The sequence below is a fragment of the Gallintestinimicrobium sp. genome, from assembly GCF_046968865.1.
Lineage (GTDB): Bacteria > Bacillota > Clostridia > Lachnospirales > Lachnospiraceae > Gallintestinimicrobium > Gallintestinimicrobium propionicum.
The window spans coordinates 282,742-296,559 of record NZ_JBKVPW010000001.1; the positions used below are offsets into that span (position 1 = coordinate 282,742).

Below are 13,818 nucleotides of genomic sequence, written 5' to 3' on the forward strand. Positions count from 1 at the left end.
GTCTGTTTTCTGCCTGCCAGCCAACAATCCGGTCTCCTATTTGTCCTTTGCTTCATAATATTCCGATACAGCCGTAAAGAACGCGTCGATATTCTCCCATTTGGACATCGGAGGAATATCACATCCGGAGGAAATGATAAAATTATCATGCGTGCAGCATTTTTCCATCACTTCCAGCGTCGCCTTCCGGATAGATTCTGTCGTACCGTTTCTAAACTGCCCAGCAGGATCTACATTTCCCATGACCAGTCTGTCTGCCGGCATCTTCTCCAGCGCGTCTTCCATATTGACTGCATTTCCAAAATGATATCCCATCGCACCGATGGATGCAAGCGAATCTTCCATCGCAGGAGAAAGCACTCCTGCCAGCGGCTCTGCGATAACAACGCCGTTTGCGCCGCATTTTTTATACGCCTTACAGTAATGCTCATGTACGGTAAAGAAGCAAGCAACCGAAAACAAGAGATAGACCGCCAGCACCACACTATTCCGAACCAAAGAAAACAAAGACCAAAAGACAAGCATTGTGGAAATATTTGTTGGCAGAAAAAATACTTGCGTGCGCACGCATATTGATGTACAATACGTTCTGTTTGGAGGTATATATCTATGCAACTATTAAAATGGCTTTCCGTAACAGACCGATTTTACAAAATCTATTTGGACAAGCAACTTGCCCCCTATGGAATCAACAACAGTCAATATATGTTCTTAATCAAAATCTGTCGTTCGCCCGGTATTCTACAAGATTCTTTGTTGAATATGTTCTATGTTCATCCAAGCAATATTGTACGGACGGTTGCGACATTGGAAAAGCAGGGAATGATTACACGTTCTCCCAATGATAATGACAAGCGGACATGTAAATTGTATCCTACAGAAAGAGCATTGTCTATTATTGACGAGATACAGATGATATGCGAAAAGACAGAAGCTCTTTTATTGCAGGGTATGAGCGAATCCGAGCAGAACCTTTTTATGGATTTCTTAATACAGGCGGGCAGAAATATCACATCGGAACTCCATATAGAGAGAAAGGGGGAGGAGTTCAATGACTGAAAATCCTCTGGGCTATGAAAAAATACCAAAGCTGTTGAAAAATTTTGCTGTTCCCAGTATTGTGGCGTCTCTTGTCGGCTCAATCTACAATATTGTGGATCAGATTTTTATTGGTCAAGGGGTCGGTTATTTGGGAAATGCAGCAACCAATGTTGCCTACCCGTTTTCTACCATCTGCCTTGCCATTGCACTACTGGTCGGAATTGGCAGTTCTTCCCGTGTTTCCCTCTGTCTTGGATGCAAAGAGCCGAAAGCTGCCGCCAAAGCAGCGGGAAATGGTATTGTTCTGATGGGAATTTTCGGAATTATTTATTTGCTGGTTGGAGAAACTTTTCTGCCTTTGCTCCTAAAGGCATTTGGGGCAACGACAGCTGTATTTCCATATGCAAAGCAGTATGCCAGCATAACATTGATTGGAATGCCGTTTCTCATTGTAACGAATGGTATGAGCAATTTGATTCGAGCAGATGGAAAACCAAAGTATTCAATGGCCTGCATGGTTGTGGGAGCTATTATCAATACCATTCTTGACCCCATTTTTATTTTTGTTTGCGATTGGGGAATTGCCGGCGGAGCTTGGGCAACGGTTATTGGGCAAATTTTTTCTTTCACACTCGCACTCCGTTATCTATGGCGTTTCCAAACAATCCATTTTGAAAAAAAGTCGTTTTTATTTGACATTAAAGAAAGCCTGAAAATTTGCAGCATGGGGATAAGCAGCTGCTCAAATCAGATTGCAATTACCGTGATTCAAATCATTCAGTACAATTCGTTGACTTATTACGGCGCATTAACAAAATATGGAACGGATATTCCCTTGGCAGCTTGCGGAATTGTTATGAAAACAAATGCCATAATCCTTGCGATTGTTACAGGAATCTCGCAAGGGATGCAGCCGATTATCGGTTTCAACTATGGAGCAAGGCAATATCATCGGGTACGGGAGGCTTACCTGCTTGCAGTAAAATGGAACCTTGTTGTTTCCACTATTGCTTTTATCGCATTTCAATTTTTCCCGCGATCTATCATTTCACTATTCGGAGACGGGGACGAGCTGTATTTTGAATTTGCTGTTTTGTTCATGCGTACCTATATTTTCATGGTGTTGGTAAATGGTGTGCAGTTGCTTTCTTCCGACTTTTTTACCGCAATAGGAAAAGCGTTAAAAGGTGCTCTGTTGGCATTAACAAGGCAGACCTTTTTCTTGATTCCGCTTACCCTGCTGCTCCCGCTTCGTTTCGGAATTATGGGAGTATTGCTAGCGGGGCCTGTTGCTGATTTTTCAGCGTTTGTGCTATCTATTGTGTTAGTGGGAACAGAATTAAGAAAGCAAAAAAATGCAACACATATTAGTCCACAGTAAAATGAACGGGCTACGTCCGCTATTGACAGCCCCGCCTGTCTTTGCTTTTAGGCCGCTAAGGGGCGACAGCAAAAAGTGCTGCCGCCTCTTACATTATCAGGGCGTGCAAAAAATGATTTCTCATCCTTCACACGCCCTGATTATTTCCGATAAGCCTTTATTTTTCCGCGAAACACGCAGATAATTTTCATTCGCCCTTTAACAGGCTGCTGTCCTCGAAATAATTGATCTTCATCGCTGCCTTGACATCCTTTAAGGTTTCCGCAGCCTTTGCTTCTGCAACCTCACTGCCCTTTTTCAGAATGTCGTAAACATCCGTCAGATGCTCTTCCCAGTATTTTCTTCTCTCACGGATCGGCGCAAGCTCAGACTGCATAACGTTGTTTAAGAACTTCTTCACTTTGACGTCGCCCAGACCGCCCCGCTGATAATGTGCTTTCAATTCGTCCAGATTCTGGTAATCCGGTAAAAACTCTGCAAAATGCTCCGGTCTGCAGAACGCATCCAGATAGATAAATACAGGGTTTCCGTCTACATTGCCGGGATCCTCCACACGCAAATGATTCGGATCTGTGAACATGCTCATAACCTTTTTCTTCACATCTGCTTCTGTGTCGGACAGATAGATACAGTTGCCAAGGGATTTGCTCATCTTCGCCTTGCCGTCGATGCCGGGCAGTCTTAAACATGCCTTATTGGAGGGCAGGATGATCTCAGGCTCTGTCAGGGTGTCCCCATAAACGCTGTTGAACTTATGTACGATTTCCTTACACTGTTCCAGCATCGGCAGCTGGTCTTCGCCAACCGGAACGGCAGTTGCACGGAATGCAGTAATGTCCGCAGCCTGGCTGATGGGATAGCAGAAAAATCCAACCGGAATGCTTGCTTCGAAATTACGCATCTGGATCTCTGCTTTAACGGTAGGGTTTCTCTGTACTCTGGAAACCGTTACCAGATTCATATAGTAAAAGGTCAGCTCTGTCAGCTCCGGAACCATCGACTGAATGAAAATCGTTGCCTTTTCCGGATCAAGGCCGCATGCCAGATAATCCAGCGCTACCTGTAAAATGTTCTGACGTACCTTTTCCGGATGCTCTGCATTGTCTGTCAACGCCTGTGCATCCGCAATCATAATATAAATCTCGTCAAACTGACCGGAATTCTGCAGTCTTACACGCTCCTTCAAAGAGCCTACATAATGGCCCACATGAAGACGTCCTGTGGGGCGATCCCCCGTTAAAATATTCTTTTTGCTCATATGCCTGTCCCTCTCGCTTCTCTTGGGATACTACAGTGCTGTCTGCAGCCTGCCGCATCCTGATAAACCTGCAGTCTGTTGGTTTCAACAGCTGCAGCTCTTTCCAATTATATCCCGTAAAAAGCACAGAGTCAACAGTTGCGTATATTCGCATCTGTTGACTCTAAACAGGTTACAGTTCTGTGGTTCAACCTGCGCCGATCAGTCCTCGTGTTTCGCACTGCGCCGCTGGATCCACTTTACAAGCTCCACGATGGGAACTACCAGCACACTCAAAAGTAGTGCAACGAGATACTCTGCAGGTTCCACACTCGTAAAGCCAAATGCCCCGGCAAGCAGCGGGATCTCACACACTGCAGTAGTTGCAAGCAGCGAAACCACTGCCGCTCCAAGCAGAAGCCAATTTTTCGAGCCAAGCTTGAAAATACTTCCTCTCTGGGAACGCATATTCATGCTGTGGAAAATTTCCGCCATTGACATTGTGACAAACGCCATCGTAGTGCCATGGGCGCTGTTTGTGATGGTCCATTCTCCGGTTTCCATGAAATGTCCGATAAAATAGGAAACCATGACAAGTGCTGTTACCAAAAGTCCCTGATAAGCAATATCAAAGCCCATTCCATCTGCAAAAATCCCGGCCTTCGCATCTCTGGGTTTGCGCTTCATAATGTTCGGCTCTGCCTTTTCCGTACCAAGTGCCAGCGCCGGGAAGCAGTCCGTTACAAGATTGATCCACAGAAGATGCACCGGCTGCAGAATCGTAAAGCCCAGAAGTGTCGCAAAGAAAATACTCAGCACTTCACTCATATTGGAGCCTAACAGAAACTGGATTGCCTTCCGGATGTTGTCATAGATTCTGCGGCCCTCTTCCACCGCGCCGACAATCGTTGCAAAATTATCGTCCGCCAGCACCATATCTGCCACATTTTTGGTAACGTCCGTTCCTGTGATGCCCATTCCGATGCCGATGTCCGCAGCCTTGATGGAGGGCGCGTCGTTAACGCCGTCACCGGTCATTGCCGTCACATAGCCGGCATTTCTCCAGGCGTTTACGATACGGGTCTTGTGCTCTGGCTGTACGCGGGCATAAACGCTGATGTTCCGGAACTTCTCTGCAAATTCTGCATCGTCCATTTTTTCCAGCTCTGCTCCGGTCACTGCCAGGCTGCCATCCTGCAAAATACCAAGCTCTTTTGCAATCGCTGCTGCCGTATCCACATGGTCGCCCGTGATCATAACCGGTCGGATACCCGCTTCCCGACATTCGTCAATTGCTGCCTTTACCTCCGGACGCACCGGATCAATCATGCCGCACAGTCCCAAAAAGCAAAGCTCCTGCTCCAGCAGATCCGCATCCTCGCTTTCCGGTTTTTTCGTCCAGACTCTCTGTCCGCATGCCAGCACACGCAGTGCCCGATCTGCCATGGACTTATTTGCCTGTAAAACCTTTTTCCGATATTCTTCTGTCATGGGCAGAAGCTGTCCATCCTCCAGATAAAATGCACAACGGGTGAGAACCACATCCGGCGCCCCTTTTGTAAACTGAATGTAATCATCCTTGCGTTTATGGACTGTGGACATCATTTTCCGTCCGGAATCAAAGGGAGCCTCCATCACACGGGGCATACTCTGTTTTAAAAGATTCTTATCCTGCCCGATCCGGTTCGCCCAGACAACCAGGGCAGCCTCCGTCGGTTCTCCTGTCACGTTACCGTCTGCATCCAGCTCTGCGTCACTGCACAGTGCCATTGCTGCCGAAAGCTCCTTCTCTTCTGCTCCGAAGGAATCTACAACTGTCATCTGGTTCTGCGTCAGCGTTCCGGTCTTATCCGAGCAGATCACCTGGGCACAGCCAAGGGTTTCCACTGCAGTCAGCCGGCGGATAATCGCGTTTCGTTTTGACATGTTCGTTACACCGATGGAAAGTACCACTGTCACAACTGCCGCAAGTCCTTCCGGGATCGCCGCCACTGCAAGGGAAACCGCAATCATAAAGGAGTTCAGCGCAACCTCAAAATTCAGGCTGCCTGCCCGGATCATCTGAATCGCAAAAACCAGTACGCAGATTCCGATCACCAGCTTTGTCAACACCTTCGAAAGCTGTGTCAGTTTTCTCTGCAGCGGTGTCTGTCCTTCCTGAGCCTGAGACAGAGCATCCGCAATTTTTCCCATTTCCGTATCCATACCAGTGGCCGTTACGACTGCCACAGCACGTCCATATACGATCGTGCTTCCCATATAGACCATATTTTTACGGTCGCCCAGAGGCACATCCCGTTCCCCGTCTGCCAAAAAGATCTGATCGATCAGCTTCGTGACCGGCACGGATTCTCCTGTCAGTGCAGCTTCCTCTGCTTTCAGGCTTGCGCTTTCCAGAATCCTTGCATCCGCCGGAACCGCATCCCCTGCTTCCAGACAGATGATATCCCCCACCACAAGGTCTTTGCTCAAAATCGAGGACATTTTCCCGTCCCGCACAACCTTTGAGGTGGCCGCTGCCATGTCCTGCAGCGCTTCGATCGCCTTTTCCGCCTTGCTTTCCTGATACACACCCAGCACGGCATTGATCAGGACCACTGCCAGGATAATGATGACATCCGCAAAGCTGTCATTTTCCAGGACTGCAAGCACACCGCTGATGGCCGCTGCCGCCAGCAGGATCACGATCATCGGATCTGCCACCTGTTCCGCAAACCGGCGCAGCAGGGATTTTCCCTTCGCCGCTTTTAACTCATTTGCCCCGTTCTGCAAAAGCCGCTCTGCCGCTTCTTTTTCCGTCAGGCCGCTTTTTTGGCTGTTCAGCTCCTGCAGTACCTGTTGTGAGTCTTCACAATAATACTTCATTCTTTTTCCTCCCGATGGTGTTTTTCGTACAATAGATCTCTCACTTCGTGATCGCTCTATTGTCTTAAATCACAAAAGACCCAAATACTGCTTTTCAAAAAGAAAACAGTATCTGAGTCTCGCAATTTAAAACAAGCCAGATCGGCATAGGATCGGGGTTGTTGACTTGTTACGCTGATGCAAAGGCGATCCGCCGGCTCTGTTTTATTCCGGCAGCTGCACTTGCTGCGCTCGCTACTCCCTCACAGGGAATTTTGTTTAGCAGTAAGGTTATCATATGCAAAGTCTTCTGTCAATATACATGCCGGTAAAGTTTTGGTGAAATTTTTGTCCTCTTTCGCTGCGGTTTGACCAGAAATCCTTGTTTTACAGCCGTTCCACCAATGCGCCGCCTGCGCGCAGCACCCCATTCTCATAACCTCTTGCAAACAGCACGCTGCCCTCTGTCTCCACATCGGTCTCTTTTCCGGATGCGTTCAACACAACCCGGAGCCTGCTGCCCTCTGCCCCGGTTTTGACATATTCCACCACCCGGTCAGAGCTGTTATTATTTTCAAATGTGATTTCCATGCTGCGGGCCGCAGGCTCTTTTCGAAGGGCTATCAGCTGCTTTACCTGCTCCGTAATCTCTGCATAGTTTCCCTGTTCGATCTGATCCCAGGGCATACAGCGTCTGCAATCCGGGTCAGCGCCGCCCTCTATCGCGATTTCCGTCCCATAATAGATACAGGGACTTCCAGGCATTGTAAAGAGCATTGCAAGCTGTTGGAAAAAGAGATCCTGATTTCCACCTGTCTGATGGATCAGCCGATCTGTATCATGGGAATCCATAAGGTTAAACAAAACCTCTGTCGTCTGACGCATATAACGCACCAGATTTTCATGGATCGCCTCTTCCAAATCCGATTTTGTCTTTTCCGGCTGATACCAAAACTCCCGGATGGCTGCAGCAAAGGGATAGTTCATAACGGCGTCGAATTCGTCCCCGCCAAGCCACGGCATTGCGTCATGCCAGATTTCCCCCAGCAGATAAAAATCCGGTTTTAACTGCTTTGTCATCTGCCGCAGCTCACGGCAGAACAGATGGGAAATTTCGTTTGCAACATCTAACCGAAGTCCATCAATGTCAAATGTCTCAATCCAATAACGAACGGTATCCAAAAAATAGTCCCGCACCTTTTTTTCACTCGTATTGAGCTTTGGCATCCGCTCCGCAAAGGCAAAGGAATAATAGCGTCCATCCCGGGTGCTGCCCTCCTGCTCCCGACAGGGCCAGCGATTGATCATAAACCAGTCGTAATAGGGGGACTTGGGCCCCTTTTCCATCACATCCCGCCACGGTAAAAAGTTACTGCCGCAATGGTTGAATACACCGTCCAACATCACGCGGATGCCTCTGTCATGGGCCTCCTTAACGAGCAGCTTCATAGTCTTTTCATCTCCGAAGCCCGGATCGATCTTCCGGTAATCTGTCGTATCATATTTATGACTTGAGGGAGATTCAAACACCGGCGTCAGATACAGTCCGGTAATACCAAGCTCCTGTAAATAAGGAAGCTTTTGACGAATTCCATCCAGATCGCCGCCGTAAAAATCGAGATTACTTACGGTATGGTATCCCCAGGGCTTTACCCAGTCCGGATCATTTTCTTTGTTGCCGTTGCAAAAGCGCTCCGGAAAAATCTGATACCAGACCGTCTCCCGCACCCACTTCGGCGTCACGTTGATATCCACCGAGTTCATCCACGGGAACGTAAAGCACTGTCCCAGCTGTCCGTTTTTCACATCCTCTGGCGAATGAAAGCCATCTTCAAAATAAAAGACCCGTTCTGCTCCTGCCTGCAGCTCGAAGAAATACCGGCACCGTTTATAGGGAGGCTGCACGGGAATTTCCCACCAGAGGTGCTGGGGCAGGCGCATTTTTGTCACGATCTCCTCCCGGCTGCCTTCCCAAGCCTCGTTTCCGCCCAGAATACCGGTAGAAAACGGGTCACCATAATGAATCCAAACCTGTTCCACTTCTTCTCCGGTCTGCAGCCCTACCATCAAAATTTCCTCATTCAATGCATAGCAAAACTGCTGTGACGCTCTATGATAAACCGCTTCTAAATGAATCATGTTCAGACCTCCTTTTTCCAAGCTGCATCCTTTCGAACTGCAGCCGATCTCATTTCAATACATTTCCAGACCATACTTTTTCTGCAGCTGCAGTAAGGTGATGTCATGTTGAATATGCTCCGACAAAATTTTCACCATCAGCCCATTGTTGCTGACCGTACCGCTCCAGTTGGCAAATGCACCGCAGTCCGCTGTCAGCGTCATCTGCCTGTCTGTCACAAGCATCAGACGGGAGGGCTGATGTGCTGTCAGCATTCCTCCGTGGGTATAAAACTCCACATCCTCCCGGTTCAGCCCAAGATCATAAAAGGAAAACGCAACGATCCGCACGCCTTTTTTCTTTAGCCGATGGAAGGTCTCTGCAAAACGGGAAAGATCAAAATCCGCATTCAGATAAACCTCCTCCCGGGCATCCTCCAGAAGCTTCCCTGCCCTTGCCATCGCCGTTTCAAAGCCCCGGAATACGAAATGCACCTCCGGCTGCTTCGCCGTCTCATATTCTTCCAGCTGTTGCCTGGCGAGAGAAAGGTTTGCTGTCATTTCCGCCTGCATCCGCCCCAAAAGCACATCCGGCTCCTGGGCGGTATACAGTGCTGTCTGATCCGGCACCAGCTCCACCATCCCCTTATCCAGCATGTGCTCCAGCGCATTGTAAATAGAAGGGCGTGCAATTGCGATTTTTTTTGCCAGCTGATAGGCAGACATGGGCTCAGAACCGATCAATGCCATATAAATCTGTGCTTCCAGCCTTGAAAAATTCAGATGTTCCAGGGTTTCCTGCAGCTTCATCGTTCGCTTTCCTTTCGTTGTATATTTTATACAACTATATATAGCATAAACTTTTGCCTTACGCAAGTATTTTTTTGATTTCCTTGAAAAGGAAGAAGATCCGGTGCAGATTTTTCAATGAAACGGGATTGAAAAAAGGAGATTTTCAGCCGGGAACCAGTGGATATCAATTTTTGAAAAATATAGTTGACAGTGTAGAGACACAGTAAAGCTGCCAATTTCATAGGAAAAACAAAGCTAGTTGATTTGTATGGAGGAGAAACACATGGAGAAGAGGAAGGACTGGCTGATTGTTACCGCCATTGCAGCCATTGTATTTGCAATTTTAAGTCTCATTCTGATGGTGAAGTTAAACAGCACCCTAGGTGAGTTAAAGGAATTAAAGGCAGAAAAGAGAGAAGCCTGGCAGGAAGTAATGGGCCAAAAGGAAGAGAATGCCTCTGATCTGGCCACAGCGGACCAAGAATCCGGCGATACCACCGTCAGATTGTTGGATGATATGGTACAGCAGCAAGACAGTCAGGGTCAGTGGATAGATATTTGCACCATTCAGGAGTTTGAACAATCTGATCCGGTGTCTGCAGGCAGACAGAAGATGGAAGAAATTGTAAGACAGCACCAGGAGGCGGAGACAAACGGAACGGATGAGGAAAACGGTGGATTTTCTGTGGCTTCTTTGAAGAGGGAGAATGGACTTGCGGATGCGACCCAGCAAATTACGGTGGACAAAAAAGGTGCCGGTGCGGATAAGAGTGCAAATGGTAACGCAAATAACAAGAAGAACAAAGGAAACAATAATAGCCAGGCTGTAGAAAATACGCAGACTGGTCAGGAAACCGGACAGGCAGGAACACAGACTCCTGCAGGCGGCAGTGCAGGGGCATCCAATCCTACTCCTGCGACACCCAGCAATCCAACGCCATCCAATCCAACCCCGGCAGAACCGACTCCTGCAGAACCCACCCCTTCGGAACCTGTTCAGCAGCCCGATGCCGGCTCAGGTGACGGCGAAGACATTGGCTGGACAGACGGTGTTTTGTAGGCATTGGGAATAGCTAACGGGAAAGGGCAAAAAGGCTTTTTTGACAATGGATGATTCCTCCTCGCATTTTACAACAAAAATCTTACATTTCGCGTGATTATAGCCCACGGCAAAGATTTTTTTGTAGAATAGAAACATCAAATATGTTTCGTGCGAGGAGGTATTTTTATGGGCCTATTTACTAATAAGAAAAAACTTTGTCCAATCTGCGGAAGCCCCACTCCCAGATTGTTGCCTACCAAGATTGAGGGCGAGCCTATTTGTTCTGTCTGTGCGGACAAGATCAATCTTCCCCAGGGCAGAGCCAACAACCTTACGATGGCTGAATTTCAGAAGTATTTGGAATTTTATGATGGGGAAAATGCCAAGCTTAGGGAAATGTTCCAGGAGACTTATTCCAGAAGCAGCCGTTTTTTCAGCAACACCTTTTTTATCTGTGATTCTGTGCATCAGCTGTTCAAAATCACAAATTTGAACAATGCCATTGTGTTCCCCGGAAATTGTGTGGAGCGTATGACAATTTCTGAAGATGACCGAGTGTTCATGGAGCTGACACCTCAGAGCCTTCGGTTTTACACATCTCCGGTGCCGGATGAGGTGAATGCACTGCAGATGGAAATCGATGCTTTTAATCGGGAGTATGAGCGTTATGAGTTCCTGGAAGAGCAGAGAAAGCGTATGGAAGAGCAGAGAAAACGTGTGGAGGAACTGAGAGCAGGCAGTAATGAGAAACAGGATTACTCCTCCTCTTCCTACTCCAGCCCTTCCTTCCGCCCTGTGTTGCCTTTTGAGAAATTTCACATTGAGCTGGTGCTGAATCATCCCTGGTGGGATTCTGTGAAGGAGCACGAGGGGGCGCCTACCTTTGACAGAACCCATCCTTCCGTATATGATTATATGGCAGATTACAATCAGAAAGTTTCTGAGTTGACGGAGTTGATTCAGGTTTTCCGGGATACCTGCTATCCCAACTGTAAGGTGATTTATGAGAATGACAATCATTCCCTGGCACAGGAGGCAGCTCCTGCACAGCCTGTCAGTACAGCGGATGAACTGAAGAAGTTCAAGGAACTTTTAGATATGGGCGCCATCACCCAGGAAGAGTTTGATGCGAAGAAAAAACAATTGTTAGGACTGTAAAATGAAACTTGCTATCTGTGATGACAACAAAAATCAACTGCATAGTATTGCACAGATGCTGGAACGTTATGTGACGCCGGAAGGGGAAAAGGTTCGCTACGATCTCTATGGAAATGCCTTGGATCTTGTGTCAAACCTTTCCTCTGGCAGATATGATGCATTGCTGATGGATATTCTGATGCCGGGCCTTAACGGCATTGAGGCAGCCAGAGATATTCGTCAGATCAATGAGGATATTCCGATTCTGTTTCTGACGTCCAGTCCGGAATTTGCCGTGGACAGTTACCGGGTTCATGCATTTGACTATTTGATGAAACCGGTGGACGAAGCGGAGTTGTTTAAGGGGTTAAATCGGATTTTTGCAATAAAGAAGGAATTGGTCAGCCATATGCTGACGATTCAGAACGCCAAGGAGTTGCATGTGATTTCCCTGTCCCAGCTGGAATATGTGGAAATCAATAACCGAACCTTGTTGTTTCACCTGATTGATGGAGAGACCAAGGCTCTTCGGGGCAAACTTTCGGATTATGAGGAAAATTTGCTTTCCCAGCCGAATTTCCTAAAGATCCATCGCTCTTATGTGATTAACATGGATCATATGAAGAGTCTGAATAAAAATAGTTTCGAAACTATGACCGGCAAGGAAATTCCCATCTCCAGAAATTTGCTGACGGAGGTGCATACACAGTATGTAAACTATCTGCACTCCGCTATCAGACAGTAATATTGTGCAGTGGAATGGTTACCATCAGGGAGAAAATTTCCTCCTTTACCTGGAAAAGGGCCATTCCTCCATGCACTTTGGCGATGGATTGAATGCTCTTGGTTCCGTAACCGTGACCGGTTCGGGAGGCCTGGGGCAGATTATCTATAATGACAATATCATTGTTGCAGGAATTATCAATGGAGATCACAAGCTGCTCCTGAAATTCCTGTATTCTTACCTCTACCATTCTACGTCCTACAGGCACATTTTCTGTGGCGTCAAAAGCATTTTCCAAAGCATTGGACACAAGGGTACAGATTTCCATATTACTTAAAGGCAGATGATCCGGCAGTTTGATATCCGGATGGTAGCTTGCTCCAATCTCCTCCGCTCTGCCTGCAAAATGGGACAATAACAGATTCAGAATCTGCATATCACAATATCTTTTTGGAGTGAAGGAGTCAATGGTTTTTAAGTTTTCCTGAATGTAGGTCTTGGCTTCCTTGATCTGATCCTCCTCCAGATACATTAAAAGCAATGACAGGTGATGGCGCATGTCATGTCTGTAAACCCGAGTCTTATGTTCCAACTCACTTAAGCTTTCGATTTCATTTTCCACATTGTATAATTCATTTTCCAGCATGGTTCGCTCTTCGTTGGACTGTACCCGCTTTTTCTGCTCTTTGTTATAGATGACGGCGAAGATTAAATAGGAGACGCAGACAATCAGTGGCATAAACTGGGTGATATGGTAATTGCCGGTATAGAGAAGCTGGGTCCACACTGTAGTGACGTAATCGAACAGGTAATAAGTGACAGGAACCAGGGAGAAGGCAATGGCTGACCGTGTGGAGCTTTGCACCAATTCGTGCACGGGCTTTGCTGCAAACCGGCAGATCAAATATAAGGTGGCGCACACTGTGACAATATAGATGGTAAGTTCCAGACCGCCACTATTGAATGGAGTATAGATTGCCAGCTTGGAAAACCAGGCAGGTATCTGGCAGCACATGTAAGCCAGAAGGGTGTAGATAACGGCATCCAGACAGGTGCACTCAAAGTGAAAAATCAGGAAAACAATTAAAATCAGATGTGTATGGATGGGGTACAGGGCCAGGGTCTGGTCCAATCCCATTAATATGAGAAATACCAGCTGCAACAGCAGAATGCCCAAGGAGACGATACTTAGGCCAAAGATGTTTTTCCTGGTATTTCGGATTCCTGCAAAAGCTGCAGTTGCTACGACTCCGAAGACGAGTGCGACGATATATCGAACAATTTGGAGTATCATAATTTGAATAAACCATCCTTTGTATTTCTCCCATTATATCGTATTTTCCCTAATTTGTGTTACATTTCGGGACAAAAAATCGACATTTCACAACAGAGATGTTTCCAGGGATTTATTTGGAATTATACTGATCTCAGTTAGTAAACAATGTACCTGCATGAAGGCGCGAGCGATCCCTGTGGATTGTCACCTAATAGGATGCAGATTA

At 47.1% G+C, this 13,818-nt stretch carries 11 protein-coding genes; 5 read left to right on the top strand and 6 right to left on the bottom strand.

The window, feature by feature from the left end; translation table 11 throughout:
- Positions 1-36 precede the first annotated feature (36 nt).
- Positions 37-498: a uroporphyrinogen decarboxylase family protein gene (locus ACLTOQ_RS01160; RefSeq protein ID WP_412318469.1), complete on the bottom strand. Its 462-nt coding sequence runs from the start codon at positions 496-498 to the stop codon at positions 37-39.
- A 111-nt stretch (positions 499-609) separates the two neighbouring features.
- Here ACLTOQ_RS01160 and ACLTOQ_RS01165 point away from each other — a divergent pair, with 111 nt between their 5' ends.
- The gene (locus tag ACLTOQ_RS01165; protein ID WP_412318470.1) at positions 610-1,059 is read left to right on the top strand and encodes a MarR family winged helix-turn-helix transcriptional regulator; all 450 of its coding nucleotides are present in this window, start codon (positions 610-612) and stop codon (positions 1,057-1,059) included.
- Entirely contained in the window at positions 1,052-2,422 is a 1,371-nt protein-coding gene (locus ACLTOQ_RS01170) for an MATE family efflux transporter (protein WP_412318471.1), read from the top strand. The genes ACLTOQ_RS01165 and ACLTOQ_RS01170 overlap by 8 nt, the downstream gene beginning before the upstream one ends.
- Positions 2,423-2,609: 187 nt before the next feature.
- Here ACLTOQ_RS01170 and trpS read toward each other — a convergent pair whose 3' ends face one another.
- From trpS to ACLTOQ_RS01190, 4 genes are all read right to left on the bottom strand, one after another.
- The gene (trpS, locus tag ACLTOQ_RS01175) at positions 2,610-3,680 is read right to left on the bottom strand and encodes a tryptophan--tRNA ligase (RefSeq protein WP_412318472.1); all 1,071 of its coding nucleotides are present in this window, start codon (positions 3,678-3,680) and stop codon (positions 2,610-2,612) included.
- Between the two features lie 201 nt (positions 3,681-3,881).
- Positions 3,882-6,524, bottom strand: coding sequence for a cation-translocating P-type ATPase (locus ACLTOQ_RS01180; RefSeq protein WP_412318473.1), 2,643 nt, complete (start codon positions 6,522-6,524; stop codon positions 3,882-3,884).
- A gap of 366 nt (positions 6,525-6,890) precedes the next feature.
- Complete coding sequence (locus ACLTOQ_RS01185; protein WP_412318541.1) at positions 6,891-8,639, bottom strand: glycoside hydrolase family 13 protein; 1,749 nt, start codon at positions 8,637-8,639, stop codon at positions 6,891-6,893.
- Between the two features lie 57 nt (positions 8,640-8,696).
- Positions 8,697-9,431: a TrmB family transcriptional regulator gene (locus ACLTOQ_RS01190; protein ID WP_412318474.1), complete on the bottom strand. Its 735-nt coding sequence runs from the start codon at positions 9,429-9,431 to the stop codon at positions 8,697-8,699.
- A gap of 265 nt (positions 9,432-9,696) precedes the next feature.
- Between ACLTOQ_RS01190 and ACLTOQ_RS01195 the strand changes: the two genes are divergently transcribed.
- The 3 genes from ACLTOQ_RS01195 to ACLTOQ_RS01205 all read left to right on the top strand — a co-directional run bounded on the left by ACLTOQ_RS01195 (position 9,697) and on the right by ACLTOQ_RS01205 (position 12,337).
- Positions 9,697-10,473: a hypothetical protein gene (locus ACLTOQ_RS01195; RefSeq protein WP_412318475.1), complete on the top strand. Its 777-nt coding sequence runs from the start codon at positions 9,697-9,699 to the stop codon at positions 10,471-10,473.
- A gap of 168 nt (positions 10,474-10,641) precedes the next feature.
- On the top strand, positions 10,642-11,613 hold the full coding sequence (locus ACLTOQ_RS01200; RefSeq protein ID WP_412318476.1) for an SHOCT domain-containing protein: 972 nt from the start codon (positions 10,642-10,644) through the stop codon (positions 11,611-11,613).
- A 1-nt stretch (position 11,614) separates the two neighbouring features.
- On the top strand, positions 11,615-12,337 hold the full coding sequence (locus ACLTOQ_RS01205) for a LytR/AlgR family response regulator transcription factor (RefSeq protein WP_412318478.1): 723 nt from the start codon (positions 11,615-11,617) through the stop codon (positions 12,335-12,337).
- Here ACLTOQ_RS01205 and ACLTOQ_RS01210 read toward each other — a convergent pair.
- Positions 12,327-13,610: a sensor histidine kinase gene (locus ACLTOQ_RS01210; RefSeq protein WP_412318480.1), complete on the bottom strand. Its 1,284-nt coding sequence runs from the start codon at positions 13,608-13,610 to the stop codon at positions 12,327-12,329. The genes ACLTOQ_RS01205 and ACLTOQ_RS01210 overlap by 11 nt on opposite strands.
- Positions 13,611-13,818: the final 208 nt, after the last annotated feature.